The organism is bacterium (assembly GCA_016124905.1).
In the GTDB taxonomy this organism is placed as follows: Bacteria; Pseudomonadota; Alphaproteobacteria; order Rickettsiales; family RI-342; genus RI-342.
Genome location: WGMV01000047.1, coordinates 1 through 14,966 on the forward strand (window position 1 = coordinate 1; position 14,966 = coordinate 14,966).

The window sequence follows — 14,966 nt, forward strand, 5'->3', positions numbered from 1 at the left end:
ATGGCCTCCACGCTGAAAGCCGCCAAGAAAATGGTGGAAAGCGAACGACCGGAAGTCTGGGATATCCTCTCCGAGGTCATCCGCGAGCATCCGGTGCTGCTGAACCGCGCCCCCACCCTGCACCGCCTTGGGATTCAAGGCTTTGAGCCGGTACTGGTGGAAGGCAAAGCCATCCAGCTTCACCCACTGGTCTGCACCGCCTTCAACGCCGACTTCGACGGCGACCAGATGGCCGTGCACGTGCCGCTCTCCATCGAGGCGCAGCTGGAAGCCCGCGCCCTGATCATGAGCACCAACAACATCCTCTCGCCCGCCAACGGCAAGCCGATCATCGTGCCCACGCAGGATATCGTACTGGGTCTCTACTACATCTCCCTGATGCTGGAAGGCGAGCCCGGCGAAGGCATGATCTTCAGCGACCTGAACGAGATCCGCTACGCGCTGGACACCAAAGCGGTGACGCTGCACAGCAAAATCAAAACCCGCTTCACCCGCATGGATGAAAAAGGCAACCTGGTGACCGACATCGTCGAAACCAGCCCGGGCCGTATGCTCATTGCCGAGCTGCTGCCGAAATCCCCCATGCTGCATTTCGGCCTCGTCAACCGCCTCATGACCAAGAAGGAAGTATCGAACCTGATCGACTCCGTCTACCGTCATGCCGGCCAGAAGGCGACCGTGATATTTGCGGATCAGATGATGAAGCTCGGCTTCGGCCACGCTGCCCGCGCGGGTATTTCCTTCGGTAAGGACGACATGATCGTTCCACCGGAAAAAGAGAAATACATCAACGAAACCCTCTCTGAGGTGAAGCAGTTCGAGAAGCAATATCAGGACGGTCTCATCACCAAAGGCGAGAAATACAACAAGGTGGTGGATGCCTGGTCACGCTGCACCGACAAGGTGGCAGAAGAGATGATGAAATACATCTCCGGCACCAAATCCGTCGCCAAGGACAAGCCGACCGGCCAGAACAGCATCAACTCCATCTTCATGATGGCCAACTCCGGTGCGCGTGGTTCCGCCGCGCAGATCAAGCAGCTGGCAGGTATGCGCGGTCTGATGGCTAAGCCGAATGGCGAGATCATCGAAACCCCGATTATCTCCAACTTCAAAGAAGGCCTCACCGTACTCGAGTACTTCAACTCCTCGCACGGCGCGCGTAAAGGTCTGGCCGATACGGCGCTTAAAACCGCCAACTCCGGTTACCTTACCCGCCGCCTGGTTGACGTTGCGCAGGATTGCATCATTCTGGAAGCAGACTGCAAAACCGAGAAAGGCCTGGTGGCCAAAGCCGTCATCGATGGTGGCGACGTGGTGGTAACGCTTGCGGAGAAAATCCTCGGCCGCACCAGCGCGCGTGACATCCACCATCCGACGACCAATGAGATCATCGTTCACAAAAACGAGATCATCGACGAAGCCGCCGTGGAAAAAATCGACGTGGCGGGTATCGAATCCGTCCTCGTGCGTTCCCCGCTGCTGTGCGAAAGCAAGTTCGGCATCTGCGGCCATTGCTATGGCCGTGACCTGGCTCGTGGTACTGCCGTTAGCATGGGCGAAGCGGTTGGCGTGATCGCCGCCCAGTCCATCGGCGAGCCCGGCACGCAGCTGACCATGCGTACCTTCCACATCGGTGGCGCGGCTCAGCGTGGCGCAGAGCAAAACAGCGTCGAAGCCACCGTGGATGGCACCGTGGATTATGTCAACCGCAACGCGGTGACCAATTCCAAAGGCCAGATGGTGGTCATGAGCCGCTCCTGCGAACTCATCCTGCGCGATGAAAAGAACCGCGAGCGCGCTCGCCACAAAGTGCCTTACGGCGCCGTGCTGCTTTACGCAGAAGGCACCAAGGTCAAGAAAAGCCAGCGCCTGGCCGAGTGGGATCCCTACACCATCCCCATCATCACCGAGAAGGAAGGCTTCGCTTATTACCGCGATCTCGTGGAAGGCGTGTCCCTGCGCGAAGTGGTGGACGAAACGACCGGTATCTCCAGCAAGGTGATCATCGATTACCGTCAACAGGCTCGTGGCAAGGATCTCAAGCCGCGTATCGCCCTGCGTGATGATAAAGGCGAGCTGATCATGCTGGCCAACGGCCTGGAAGCCCGTTACTTCCTGCCCGTCAACGCCATCCTGTCCGTTGAGGACGGCGCGAAGGTGCATGCCGGTGACGTACTGGCCCGTATCCCGCGTGAATCCACCAAAACCCGCGACATCACCGGCGGTCTGCCGCGCGTGGCCGAGCTGTTCGAAGCCCGCAAGCCGAAAGACCATGCCATCATCGCGGAAATCGACGGTTACGTGGAATTCGGCAAGGACTACAAAACCAAGCGCCGCATCCTGCTGCGTCCGAAAGATGCCAACCAGGAGCCGATCGAGTACCTGGTACCGAAGGGTAAGCACGTGATCGTGAACGAAGGCGATTATGTTGAACGCGGTGATCTGCTGCTCGACGGTCACCCCGTTCCGCACGACATCCTGCGCGTTATGGGCGTCGAAGCCCTCTCGCAATACCTGGTGGAAGAGATCCAGCAGGTTTACCGACTGCAGGGTGTAGGCATCAACGACAAGCATATCGAGGTCATCATCCGCCAGATGCTGCATAAGGTTGAAATCACCGATGCCGGTGAGACCACCTTCCTGCAGGGCGAACAGGTGGAGCTCGAGGAGTTTGACGAAGTCAACGCCAAGGCCCTTAAGGAAGGCTTCAAGCCTGCCCAGGCCATCCGCGTGCTGCAGGGCATTACCAAGGCCTCTCTGACCACCCACAGCTTCGTCTCCGCGGCCTCCTTCCAGGAGACCACCCGCGTGCTGACCGAAGCCGCCGTGGCAGGCAAGGCCGACAAACTCGCCGGCCTGAAGGAAAACGTCATCGTCGGCCGCCTGATTCCGGCCGGTACGGGCGCCTTCATCAGCCGCGTGAAAAAACTGGCTGCCGAGCGCGACCGTGCGGTCCTGCCGCAAGGCGCCGCCAACGAGGCCCTGCCCCCGGCAGAGGATGCTCCGGCAACCGGTACCCACGGCTAACGCCTGACGGCACACTTAATACTGACGCCCGGCCTCAAAAGCCGGGCGTTTTTTATTGTCATGAAGCTGCAATAGCTCGCTTTTATGAACGTTCCTCAAATACTTGAGGAAAATCGTTATGCGTATTCTATTTTACAAGGAAGACGAGCCCCTGCTCAAAGTCGCAGCATGGCAGGAATTGGGCCACGACGTATCTTTCGTGACCAGTCATACCTTGAAAGGCGAATCGCCCGAGGATTTTCTCTTCAGCGCCGATGAAGCCTATACTGGTAATTATGGTATTGAAACGGCATTGCCTAAAGACATACAACAACGCGCGCATCTTCTGGATGAGAACGCCTATGACGTCATATTCATGCGCTCAGGTCAGGCAGACGAGTTGGGCTTGCTTCGCAAGCATGGCCTGCACACTCCCGTTGTCATCAACACACATCGCTACCCACGGACCGATCAGGTAGAAACGTTACAAAATTTTTGTGATTTTCTTTTCAGGTCCGGCGCCGATGCCGTCATTCAGGAAACCCAGCTTTTAGGCACCATGAATTCTGGCCTGAATTCCGTGCAGCGAGCCCTGAATCTCAGCGGCTGGCACGGCAGCTCGCCGGATGACATCCGGGCGGAACAGCAAAACGATGTAAAGGCCCTTGCGCTTCTGGCGAACGCCGAAGCCCAGATAGCCTCTGCCATCAGCGGGGCGGATATCGCGCTGCAAACCCTGCCCATGGCTGGCGTTCATTTCAACCCGGCCCCAGGCATGTAGGTATATATGCGGGTATTGCTCTACAAGGAAGACGACCCGTTCTTGAAAGCCGGCGCCTGGGAAGGCCAGGGCCATGAAGTATTGTTTGTGGATAGGGCGTTATTAAAGCTCAACACATCGGAAGAACGCTTCGAGGAACGCGATTTTCTCTACCTGCCGGATAAGGAATACCAGGGCGAATACAAGCGCGCCCTGTTGCCGGATGACCTGGAAGAACGCGCGCACGTTCTGGAACGGCTGGAGATGAGCGCTATTCTGACACGCTCCCACGCAATGAGTGAATTAGCCACCATGATGGAAAACGGCCTGACCACACCCATTCTGGTTGGCACGGCAGGCTACGATGCGCCGTCTCAAGACGCAGAATTTAATACCCTGAGGGCATCACTCTTCAACTTCGGTGCCAGCGCCGTTATCCGGGAATCGGAACTACTACACTCGGTTGCTCCCAATCTTACTCCCCCGTTGCGCTACCGAAGCGCCACGGGAATGCTCCGAGCCCCCATACCCAGCAGGGCGGATGCAAGGGCCATCGCCCACTTGGCCTTGCATGAGTCCGGCCTGATAAGTTCCATGATGGGTGACAGTTATCTGCTCTATATTGCCAATCATCCGCATGAGGGCGTCTACTGGAATCCAGATAGCCGCATCGACACCTTTTCCAGCCGCTAGGAACCGGCTGACACAAAATCCTTTTCCCGCTAGCATGGGCCCATGGCAAAAGCGCGCATGGCATCATGGCTACAGGGATGGTTTGGCATCGACATTCGAAGCCTTGCCGCATTCCGCATCGCACTGGGGTTGATGCACCTGGCCTTCATCCTGTCGCTCCTGCCTGATATCGCCGTTTTTTACACGGACCTGGGCGCCATTCCCCGCAGCACTGTGCTTACTCTGGCGGGCGACTGGCAGATCAACCTTCATTTTTTTAACGGGCTTTCCCTGTTCCAGGGCCTGCTCTTCGCCCTGCACGGCCTCTGCGCCTTGGCGCTGACCATCGGCTACCGCAGCCGAATCATGACCTTTATCTGCTGGCTGCTGCTCATCAGCGCCGTCAATCGCGCCCCACCCATCATGCAAGGCAGCGATGTATTGCTCATGTGCCTCACTTTCTGGGCGGTCTTTTTGCCGCTTGGCGTCAAATGGGGTGTGGATGCCGCCTTGAATACCGCGCGCAACACCGTGCCCGGCCGGATAACATCCACCGCCACCGCAGCCATCCTGCTTCAGGCATGCTATGTCTATTTCATCGGCGCGCTACTGAAAAACCACCCCGTATGGCATAAGGGAAACGCCGTCGGCGCCGCCCTGCATATCGAAGCATTCAGCCTGCTTGGCGGCCACTGGCTAAGGCAGTTTCCAACCCTGTGCCATTACCTGACCTACATGGTCTATTGCCTTGAACTCTTTGCCCCTCTCGGCCTGCTCAACCGCGCCCATCAGCTTCGCCTTCTTTATCTGGCCATGCTGGCCTGCATGCACATAGCCTTCGCCCTGACGCTTGGCGTGGGTAATTTCCCCTATGTCAGCCTGACCTCGCTGCTGTTGTTCTTACCGGCGGAATGGTGGAATTACCTTGGGCGGAAACTCGCATCCCCCGCACGCATGGGGGTGACGCTCTATTACGATGAAGCATGCACCTTCTGCAAAAAAACCTGCGAACTGCTGCGGGAATTCCTCCTGCCCGGCAACACGCCGATCATTCCGGCGCAATCGAAAAAGCGCATCCATAACCTGATGGTGAAACACCATAGCTGGGTGGTGGAGGATCATGAGGGTAAACCTCACTTTAGGTGGGAGGCGATGATCTATATCATCGGTCTTTCCCCTCTTTTCGGCTGGGTCAGCCAAGTGCTGAGTCTGGGCAGGCTCCTCACATGGGGTGACCGTCTTTACGGCCTCATCGGCGACAGCCGCTCCCGGCTCGGCACCTGGACGTCGAGCCTGCTGCCCTATCGCAGATTAAACCTGCACACAGGGTGGTTCCTTCAGGCAATCATCGCGGCCCTGGCCATTCTAACCGGCTGGGTCAATCTCGCCACCCTTTACCCTAAAAACATGCCGCTGGTGGAAAATGTGAAACCATTCTCTTCCGCGCTGCGGCTGGACCAGCGCTGGAACATGTTCTCCCCCTACCCACTCACCAATTCCGGATGGCTCGTTATTGAAGGCACGCTGGAAGATGGCCGCCCTATCGACGCATGGCATGGAACCATGGGAAAACCAAGCTTCGCCGAACCCACCATCATCGCCAACTGGTATCCCGACTTCCGCTGGCGCAAATACGTCACCCAAATGTACAACGAGGGCACATTCAAGCCCTATCGTCCTTACTTTGAAGGCTGGCTGTGCCAGCGCTGGAACCGCGCCCACCCGAACGAACCGCTCGCATCGCTGCAGGTTCATGCCATGTGGATAGATAGCTATGCCACCGGCCCAGCCCGCACTGTCAACAAAATGAGCATGCCAATTGCTTACTGCATGGCGGCGCGCAGAAACTAAAGCGCCACCTTCTGCCCGGCCTTGCGCTCGGAATCGCTCTTGAGCTGCCCGCATGCCGCCAGAATATCTCGCCCGCGCGGCGTACGGATCGGCGCGGAATAGCCGTGGCCATAAAGCAGGTCGCTGAAGCGCTGCACGCGGTTGCCGCTGGAGCACTCGTAATTCGTGCCCGGCCACGGGTTGAACGGAATCAGGTTGATCTTGCTCGGGATATCCTTCAGCAGCCGCGCCAGCTCATGCGCATCCGCATCGGAATCGTTCACATCCTTGATCATCACATATTCAAACGTGATGCGTCGCGCATTGGAAAGTCCGGGGTAATTGCGGCAAGCATCCAGCAATTCGGCAATCGGGTATTTGCGGTTCAACGGCACCAGCACGTCGCGCAACTCATCCCGCACGGCATGCAGCGAAATCGCCAGGCTCACCCCCGTGGCCGCTCCCACTTCGGGAATGCGCGGCACCACGCCGGAAGTCGAAAGCGTGATTTTGCGTTTGGAAAGCGCAATACCCTCGCCATCGGTAATGATGTTCAGGGCCTTGACCACATTATCGTAATTGAACAGGGGCTCGCCCATACCCATCATCACGATGTTAGAAGCCAGGCGCGCCGTTTCCGTCGGCGTGGGCCATTCGTTCAGCTGGTCACGCACCACCATAAACTGCCCGACAATCTCACCCGCCGTCAGGTTGCGCACCAGATTCTGCGTGCCCGTATGGCAAAAGCTGCAGGAAAGCGTACAGCCCACCTGCGACGATATGCACACCGCACCCCGGTCCTCATCCACATCAGGAATGTAAACCGTTTCGGCCTTGTTCCTGTCGCGATATTCCAGCAGCCATTTCAGCGTGCCATCGCTGGATTCCTGAAAGCGGAATGCGGATGGACGTTCCAGCGTATACTGTTCGGCCAGCTTTTCACGCAGCTTGGCCGATACATTATGCATCGCGTCAAAATTCTTGGCCCCTTGCCAGTAAAGCCAGTGCCAGAGCTGCTTTGCACGAAAGGCGGGCTCGCCCATATCCTTCAGAATCTGGCCAAGCTCCGCCCGGTCCAGCCCGATCAGGCTTTTTTTCTCACCCGCGGCCAAAGGCACGGCATCGGTCATCAGGGCCTGTTTTTCGATCGCTTCAAGCATGGATTTTCCTTGGATATCCGCGCCCTTTAACACAAAATCGGTTTGAAAGGTAGGTTTTTACAAATTTGTCACAGTTGCCTTTGCCCGGTTAGGGCGTTAGGTAAGAGACTTATATTGGGGAGCGTAGCGACTGGGCCATTGAGGCCCCGTGCCATAATTGGCACGAAATCCTGCGCGAAGCGCAGGTTAGGCAAAGGAGTTTCTATGACACAGGCATTTGATGTGGTAGTGATCGGCGGCGGCCCGGGTGGCTATGTGGCGGCCATTCGCGCGGCCCAATTGGGGCTTTCCACGGCCTGTATCGAATCCCGCGGGGCTTTGGGCGGCACCTGCCTGAATGTGGGCTGCATCCCATCCAAAGCGCTTCTCCATTCTTCTGAACTGTTCGAGGAAGCCAAGCACCACGGAGCGGAACACGGCATAATCGCCAAGGATGTGAAGCTTGACCTCAAAGCCATGCTTGCCCGCAAAGACAAAGTCGTCAAAGACCTCACCGGCGGCATCGAGTTCCTGTTCAAAAAGAACAAAGTCGCCTACCTCAAGGGCCACGGCACTATCAAAGGCAAGAATGAGGTGGAAGTGAACGGAGAAACCGTCACCGCCAAAAACATCATCATCGCCACCGGCTCGGTCGTCACCCCGCTGCCAGGCGTGGAAATCGACGAGAAGCAGATCGTCTCCTCCACCGGGGCGCTTGCCCTGCTGGAAGTTCCGGAACATCTGGTTGTCATTGGCGCCGGTGTAATTGGGCTTGAGCTTGGCTCCGTCTGGCGCCGTCTGGGCGCGAAAGTGACGGTGGTGGAATATCTCGACCGAATTGCCCCCAGCATGGATGCCGAAATGGGCAAACAATTCAGTCGTATTCTGGAAAAACAGGGGCTTTCCTTCAAGCTGAGCACCAAGGTCACAGGTGCAAAGAAAGACAAAAAAGGCGTCACCCTCACGCTGGAAGCCGCCTCCGGCGGCAAAGCCGAAACCGTTTCCGCCAGCCATGTACTGGTAGCCATCGGCCGCAAACCGAACACCGATAAGCTGGGTCTTGAAAATGTCGGCCTGAAAACCGACGAGCGCGGACGCATCCCGGTGGATAAACATCTGCGCACCGCCGTGCCGAACATTTATGCCATCGGCGACGTCATTCCCGGCCCCATGCTGGCCCACAAAGCCGAGGAGGATGGTGTAGCCGCGGCCGAGATCATTGCCGGCCAAGCAGGCCATGTGGATTGGGATATGGTGCCAAGCGTCATCTACACTTTCCCCGAAGCTGCATGGGTGGGCAAAACCGAAGAGCAGTTGAAAGCCGAAGGCCGCGAATACAAGGTCGGCAAATTCCCCATGACCGCCAACAGCCGCGCCCGCGCCGTCGGCAAAACCGATGGCCTCGTCAAAATCCTGGCCGATGCGAAATATGATCGCGTGCTGGGCATTCACATCCTGGGTTATCAGGCGGGCACCATGCTGGCCGAAGCCTTTACCGCCATGACCTATGGCGCCAGCGCGGAGGATATCGCTCGCACCTGCCACAGCCACCCGGATATGAACGAAGCCGTCAAGGAAGCCGCCCTGGCCGTGGCCGGACGCGCCATCCATATTTAACCCGGCTATTTAATGCAGTAAGCCACCGCCTGAATCTGACGGGCGGTGTTGCTCACCGAAACCGTGCAGCTGTAGGTCGTTGCCGTATTGGCAAAACTCCAGCTCCAGCTGCTAGGCAAATAGCAGTTCCCGGCAGCGAATTTATACCCTGCCGGGCAAGTAGCTGTGGATGTCTTGGTATCCGTACAGGTTGAAGCGCAGGAGGCGGTAACCAGCGCGCCCGTCGCCACCTGAATATCAGGGGTAGAGCTGCCGCCAACCTGGCCCCAGCTGGTGCCGTCGCACACATAAACTTTTTTGGTGGCGCTATCATAGCGCAATTGCCCTTCGCCGCCCACCGGTGCCGAGCATGTAGCCCAGACTGTGGATGGCCATAGCATCAAAAAAAAAAAGAAGGTCAGCTTGTTTTTAAACATAATAATCTATTGTTATAATTAATTTTTCTGGCACCAGACCACTTCAAGATAAGGAGGCCAGCTGCTGCTGGCGCTGCTGGTTTTGGTACCTGCCGTTGCCACGTTTTTGTCGGTCCATCCGCCGTAAGCGTTTACACTGCCGATGTTGGTGGTATGGGTATGCGTATCGGCCCCGCCGGTTGCGCCATAAGCAGCCGCACCCTTAGGCACACGCCCGTCCATGGCCGCAAAACGCGTCCATCCGCTTGGGCATGCCGTGGCGAACATCGCAACCATGCCGGTAGGCGCGGCCCCGCCGCCAACAGCACCCCAGGCCGTACCGTTGCATAAAAACAAGGCCTTGGTGGTTGAATCATAGCGCAATTGCCCCTCGCTCCCTGTGGGTGAACTACAGGCGGCCCAGGCACTGCCGAAAGAAAATAGCACCGCCGAGGCTAGCAAAACTGACAAATGGCGCATATCTTTATGCCTTCCATAAAACAGAACAAACCCATCATTCTGTAAATTTTACATAAATAAGTTAATAAACCATTGGTTTGTGTCATCCGGCGACATCGCTTGGATTTCACCCTCAAACCGCGTAACATTCCTCTCTTTAGGTTTCGCCATGTATCAACTTGTCAGCCCGTTTCAGCCCGCAGGCGACCAGCCACAAGCCATTGATCAGCTATTTCATGGGATGATGCATGGCGCGCGTGACCAGGTATTGCTGGGCGCCACGGGAACAGGGAAGACCTTCACCGCCGCCCATATCATTGCCAAAGCCGGACGTCCAGCCTGCATCATGGCACCGAACAAGATCCTGGCCGCCCAGCTTTATTCGGAATTCAAGGAGTTCTTCCCCCACAATGCGGTGGAATATTTCGTATCCTATTACGACTATTACCAGCCGGAAGCCTACGTTCCGCGCACGGACACTTTTATTGAGAAAGATGCCCAGATCAACGAGCAGATCGACCGCATGCGCCACTCCGCCACCCGGTCGCTGCTGGAACGTCGCGATGTGATTGTGGTAGCCTCTGTTTCCTGCATCTACGGCCTCGGCAGCCCCGAATCCTACGCCAGCATGGTTCTGAAGCTCGAAGCAGGCCAGTCCTATGACCTGCGCGACGTGATGAAATCGCTGGTCGAGCTTCAATATAACCGCAACGATATCGGTTTCTCCCGGGGGGATTTTCGCGTCCGCGGCGATAGCCTGGATGTCTTCCCCGCCCATTGCGAGGACCGCGCCCTCCGTTTCTCCTTCTTCGGCGATGAACTGGAAAAAATCACCGAATTCGATCCCCTGACGGGTGAATCCACGGCCGAACTCCCCAGCACGGCCCTGTACGCGCGCAGCCATTACGTTACGCCGCGCCCTACCGTCAATCAGGCCATCAAACGCATCAAGGAGGATCTGGAAATTCGCCTGAAAGAACTTCACAGCCTGGGCAAACTTCTGGAAGCCCAGCGCCTTGAGCAGCGCACCCGTTTCGATCTGGAAATGCTGATGGAAACCGGCGCCTGCAAAGGCATTGAGAATTATTCCCGCTACCTCACCGGCCGTCCGCCTGGCTCACCGCCTCCCACCCTGTTTGAATACCTGCCCGAAGATGCCCTGCTCTTCATCGACGAAAGCCATGTCACCGTGCCGCAGATCGGCGGCATGTACAATGGTGACCGCGCACGCAAACAAACCCTGGTTGAATACGGCTTCCGCCTGCCATCCGCCATGGATAACCGCCCCCTCAAATTCGAGGAATGGGACGCCATGCGCCCGGCCACCGTCTATATTTCCGCCACGCCCGGGCCTTATGAACTGGAACGCACCAAAGGCGTGGTGGTGGAACAGATTATCCGCCCCACCGGCCTCATCGACCCGGTCTGCGAAGTGCGCCCCACCAAAGGCCAGATCGACGACCTTCTGCATGAATGCCGCAAAGTGGTGGAAAATGGCAGCCGCGTGCTGATCACCACGCTCACCAAACGCATGGCCGAGGACCTGACGGATTACATGGCCGACAGCGGCCTGAAGGTCCGCTACATGCATAGCGACATCGAAACGCTGGAGCGCATTGAAATCCTGACCGGCCTCCGCCGGGGTGAATTCGATATCCTGGTCGGCATCAACCTGCTGCGCGAGGGCCTGGACATCCCCGAATGCGCCCTGGTTGCCATCCTGGACGCCGACAAGGAAGGTTTCCTGCGCTCCGCCCGCTCCCTCATCCAAACCATCGGGCGCGCTGCCCGCAACTTGGAAGGCAAGGTCATCCTCTATGCCGACAAGGTGACCCGTTCCATGAAAGAAGCGCTGGAAGAAACCGAGCGCCGCCGCGCCATCCAGACGGAACATAACATCAAGCATGGCATCACACCCAAACAGGTGGAAAAAGCCATCCGTACCATCGTCGAGCGTGATGAGGATGCCCCGTCCAAACGCGGCGGTGCCCACTCCGCCCCAACCGCCAAACCCCTATCCCCATCCGAAATCCACAAACGCATGGCTGAACTACGCAAGCAAATGCTTGATGCCGCCGCAAACCTTGAATTCGAACTGGCAGCCCAATTGCGGGATGAAGTCAAGCTACTCGAGCAAAAAGAACTGGAAATCCTTTAATCTGGCCGAATTGCACCTGCAGCAGGCAAAATTAACCATTTTCCGCTATTTTGTTAACAAAAATAGTGAGAACCTGTTTGACCCGTTTTTATTCCAGCAATGATATCTACCACGCGCGCCTCAACGAGTTGTGGCTGAACACAACCATGCTTGCCAACCTTGCGCCCTCCGCGCAAAATTGGTTGGCCCGCGCCACACAGGATATTTTCCGTGGAAACATTCCCAACCAGTACGGGTCCGCCCGCATATTAAGCGACCTTCACATGCTGTTCGTCGCGGCAGAAGAAAATAACGCGCGATATGCTTCCCAGAAATTGGCTATTAACATTGATCAGCAGGCACTGAGCGTAAAGTCCGGCGATTCCATTTTACAGGTTGATGCTGAAGTGCTGCAGTTCATGGGTTTCCAGCTGCAGGCAGTAAGCCTATTCGCCCCCCATTATTCCGAACTCGAATATCAGGCAGGCACCTCCTGGGCCCGTTCATTGCAAAACCTGTCATCCACGCTGATGCACAACCTGCCCGTGACGCAGGTTATTGAAAATAACCATCAGCTCTTCGAGCATTGGTGTGCCGACGCCATGAACAGTTTCATGGATCATTTTCAGTGGGTCATCCCTTATCTGCATGACACACCCCTGCTGCGTATCAAGGCGGTTGCCATGGAAATGCAACAGGCATTTGAAGATGGCGCTCTCGCTGGTAACGAAATCTTTTGGCTAAGCCGCCTGAACAACGAGCTGCAGCACCTGCAGCCTGTCCATGCCAGCCGCGACGACATGTTTGATGAACAAACCTTTGGCCGCGTCGTCCAGCAGGATCTGGTACGTCTTCGCGATGAACTAGCCACCTGCCTGCCCTCCATGCTGAACGCCTATGCAACAGGTGCGGGGTCGGCAATCACCGGCATGATTGAATCCTGGCGGAACTACGATGGCTCGGAAAACCCTGTCATGTTCGAACGAATGGCGCAGGAAATCCTCAAGGTCATCGACAACATCTTTCTGACCGATCTTTCCATTCCGGAGGATGTCCGCAATGCATGGCGACACCGCATCTCACAGATTCCTGAGGATTCCTGGTGGGGGCCGGATTATCTCGACCATCTCTCCAATACCCAGCAACTGCTGGCAAACCTCGCCAACGCAGACCTGCGCAACGACCTGTTCGACCAGCTTTCTGAACCCGCCATGCAGCTGAGCCACATTCACACCAGGCTGATCGAGCGGCAACAGCGAGCACTGGATGAGTTTGCAGGGCATTTGGTATTCGTGGATGAACAAGGCGGAATTATTGGGGGGCTATAGAACCACGCACCCCCTCTTTATCGCCGCAACCTCTGCAGGTGACACCGGATATATCCATTTACGAGTGGCTTAAGGAACTGTGGGATACGGAGCAAATCATCCAAGCTGACGGCACCATATCCTTACCTCAGATCATGAGCGTTCTCCCGCCGGATCTGCATTCTCAACTTCAGAACCATTACGGATTTATTGGCCTGAGCCTTGCCTGTTTACCCGAAGAAACCAAAAGCGTCATTCAGGCAAGTAATCACCCTATTGTTATAACAACCATGCCTATGCGCAATGCTGGAAGTTATTTACCCTATCACTACATGCGGCCCATCTTAATCAACCTGACACAAACGTGGGATTCGGCACTGCTGCTGCACGAAGAAGGCCATTACACGGATGCATTGCTGAACATCAGTCAAAGCCCAATGTTCCAATGGCTCCTGGCCACCGACGACGCCCAGGCGCCTCTCACCTATCTTGAAACAGGCCGCTACCGTGAAACGGACCTCGCGCATGAATCTTTTGCCGATGCCCTTGCACAATATTACACCGGCCCGAACGTGAACAGCCATGACGAAACGGTTCTGGCCTACATACAGGAAGTGGCCCTGCCGCTTGTGGAACATCTTTCAACCATGTTGCATGGCATGGCCGTAGTCCGGCACGAGCTTCCACTTGGGTTTGACCAATTCGAGCAGTGCCTTGCGGAACTGCAGAATGACCCGCGTCTTTTGGAACGCTGGCGAGAACTGGAAGCGGATTTTGCCGAACGGTACAGCCTGGATACTGGTTATATGATGGAATGGCTTAGCCATATCGGCCTGCCATATGATGATATAACCAACGTCCCCCAACGGCTTTCATTAGGGGCTCTAATGTATGGAAACAGGCGGATCGAGGATGTGCCCGAACCTATTTTTCGAATTGACGCTTTTTCAGAGATAGGGGCATTGCAGAACCTCAACAAATGCCATTTCATCATGTATAATCACCTTAATAGCTTAAGTGATCCGCCCAAAAACATGGAGATCATCGAACTGGCCAAACGTTATGCACGGTTTGAAACCGCCGCCATACAGGCAAACCGCACCCTCGAAACCTTTCCCAATACAGAAATGGCCGCCATACTGAAAACCGACATTGAAGCCATAAGGGAAGAGGCCAAGGAATATTGCCTGCCTTTGTTGCAGGACCTGCCCCGCGCCCTCATACCGGTTCCGGCCGCAAATCATCAGCAGATTTAGGCTGCAGGCTAAAAACTGCCATTATCGCCTTTCTCCAAGGTTGTGAGAACGGTAAAAATCGCCTAAAGGCAGGGCATGGATAAGATTCTCATCATCGATTTCGGCTCCCAGTTCACCCAGCTCATTGCGCGCCGGGTGCGCGAACAGGGCGTCTATGCGGAAATTCTGCCCTGCACGGCGGGTTTTGACCGCATGCGTGATTTTGGTGCGAACGGCATCATCCTGAGCGGCGGCCCAGCCTCGGTACATGAGGGTGGCTCTCCCCAGCTTCCCGGCGACATATTCTCCCTAAACCTCCCCATCCTGGCCATCTGTTACGGCATGCAGCTGATTTGCCAGGCCTTAGGCGGCAAGGTAGAGCCCGCCCACAGCCGCGAGTTCGGCC

Annotated in this window: 12 protein-coding genes; 9 read left to right on the forward strand and 3 right to left on the reverse strand. The window is 56.5% G+C overall.

Features of this window, described 5'->3' with window-relative positions:
- From rpoC to GC177_10990, 4 genes are all read left to right on the forward strand, one after another.
- A partial coding sequence (gene rpoC / locus GC177_10975; protein ID MBI1276473.1) for a DNA-directed RNA polymerase subunit beta' occupies window positions 1-3,030 on the forward strand: 3,030 nt, incomplete at its 5' end.
- Window positions 3,031-3,148: 118 nt separating this feature from the next.
- A complete protein-coding gene (locus GC177_10980) occupies window positions 3,149-3,790 on the forward strand; it encodes a hypothetical protein (GenBank protein ID MBI1276474.1) in 642 nt (213 codons plus the stop codon).
- A gap of 6 nt (window positions 3,791-3,796) precedes the next feature.
- Entirely contained in the window at window positions 3,797-4,462 is a 666-nt protein-coding gene (locus GC177_10985) for a hypothetical protein (protein ID MBI1276475.1), read from the forward strand.
- Window positions 4,463-4,504: 42 nt separating this feature from the next.
- Window positions 4,505-6,292 carry a DUF393 domain-containing protein gene (locus tag GC177_10990; GenBank protein ID MBI1276476.1) on the forward strand — a complete coding sequence of 596 codons (1,788 nt, stop codon included), beginning with the start codon at window positions 4,505-4,507 and terminating at the stop codon, window positions 6,290-6,292.
- On the opposite strand, the gene rlmN is transcribed toward GC177_10990, so the two are convergent.
- Window positions 6,289-7,431: a 23S rRNA (adenine(2503)-C(2))-methyltransferase RlmN gene (gene rlmN / locus GC177_10995; GenBank protein ID MBI1276477.1), complete on the reverse strand. Its 1,143-nt coding sequence runs from the start codon at window positions 7,429-7,431 to the stop codon at window positions 6,289-6,291. The genes GC177_10990 and rlmN overlap by 4 nt on opposite strands.
- Window positions 7,432-7,635: 204 nt before the next feature.
- On the opposite strand from rlmN, the gene GC177_11000 reads away from it, so the two are divergent.
- Complete coding sequence (locus GC177_11000) at window positions 7,636-9,027, forward strand: dihydrolipoyl dehydrogenase (GenBank protein ID MBI1276478.1); 1,392 nt, start codon at window positions 7,636-7,638, stop codon at window positions 9,025-9,027.
- A 5-nt stretch (window positions 9,028-9,032) separates the two neighbouring features.
- Here the strand turns inward: GC177_11000 and GC177_11005 are convergent, their stop codons facing one another.
- The gene (locus GC177_11005; protein MBI1276479.1) at window positions 9,033-9,347 is read right to left on the reverse strand and encodes a hypothetical protein; all 315 of its coding nucleotides are present in this window, start codon (window positions 9,345-9,347) and stop codon (window positions 9,033-9,035) included.
- Window positions 9,348-9,461: 114 nt separating this feature from the next.
- Window positions 9,462-9,902 (reverse strand): hypothetical protein, encoded by a 441-nt coding sequence (locus GC177_11010; protein MBI1276480.1) that lies wholly within the window; start codon window positions 9,900-9,902, stop codon window positions 9,462-9,464.
- Between the two features lie 148 nt (window positions 9,903-10,050).
- Between GC177_11010 and uvrB the strand changes: the two genes are divergently transcribed.
- From uvrB to GC177_11030, 4 genes are all read left to right on the forward strand, one after another.
- Complete coding sequence (uvrB, locus tag GC177_11015; GenBank protein MBI1276481.1) at window positions 10,051-12,039, forward strand: excinuclease ABC subunit UvrB; 1,989 nt, start codon at window positions 10,051-10,053, stop codon at window positions 12,037-12,039.
- 146 nt (window positions 12,040-12,185) lie between these two features.
- Window positions 12,186-13,346: a hypothetical protein gene (locus GC177_11020; GenBank protein ID MBI1276482.1), complete on the forward strand. Its 1,161-nt coding sequence runs from the start codon at window positions 12,186-12,188 to the stop codon at window positions 13,344-13,346.
- Between the two features lie 38 nt (window positions 13,347-13,384).
- A complete protein-coding gene (locus GC177_11025; GenBank protein ID MBI1276483.1) occupies window positions 13,385-14,581 on the forward strand; it encodes a hypothetical protein in 1,197 nt (398 codons plus the stop codon).
- Between the two features lie 75 nt (window positions 14,582-14,656).
- Window positions 14,657-14,966 (forward strand): GMP synthase (glutamine-hydrolyzing) (locus tag GC177_11030; GenBank protein ID MBI1276484.1); only part of this gene is annotated, 310 nt, incomplete at its 3' end.

What these genes read in the sequence shown, in the direction of transcription:
- GC177_10980 (MBI1276474.1), top strand. Translation starts at nt 3,149, where the DNA reads ATGCGTATTCTATTTTACAAGGAAGACGAGCCCCTGCTCAAAGTCGCA.
- GC177_11010 (MBI1276480.1), bottom strand. Translation starts at nt 9,902, where the DNA reads ATGCGCCATTTGTCAGTTTTGCTAGCCTCGGCGGTGCTATTTTCTTTC.
- GC177_11000 (MBI1276478.1), top strand. Translation starts at nt 7,636, where the DNA reads ATGACACAGGCATTTGATGTGGTAGTGATCGGCGGCGGCCCGGGTGGC.
- uvrB (MBI1276481.1), top strand. Translation starts at nt 10,051, where the DNA reads ATGTATCAACTTGTCAGCCCGTTTCAGCCCGCAGGCGACCAGCCACAA.
- GC177_11020 (MBI1276482.1), top strand. Translation starts at nt 12,186, where the DNA reads ATGCTTGCCAACCTTGCGCCCTCCGCGCAAAATTGGTTGGCCCGCGCC.
- GC177_10990 (MBI1276476.1), top strand. Translation starts at nt 4,505, where the DNA reads ATGGCAAAAGCGCGCATGGCATCATGGCTACAGGGATGGTTTGGCATC.
- rlmN (MBI1276477.1), bottom strand. Translation starts at nt 7,431, where the DNA reads ATGCTTGAAGCGATCGAAAAACAGGCCCTGATGACCGATGCCGTGCCT.
- GC177_10985 (MBI1276475.1), top strand. Translation starts at nt 3,797, where the DNA reads ATGCGGGTATTGCTCTACAAGGAAGACGACCCGTTCTTGAAAGCCGGC.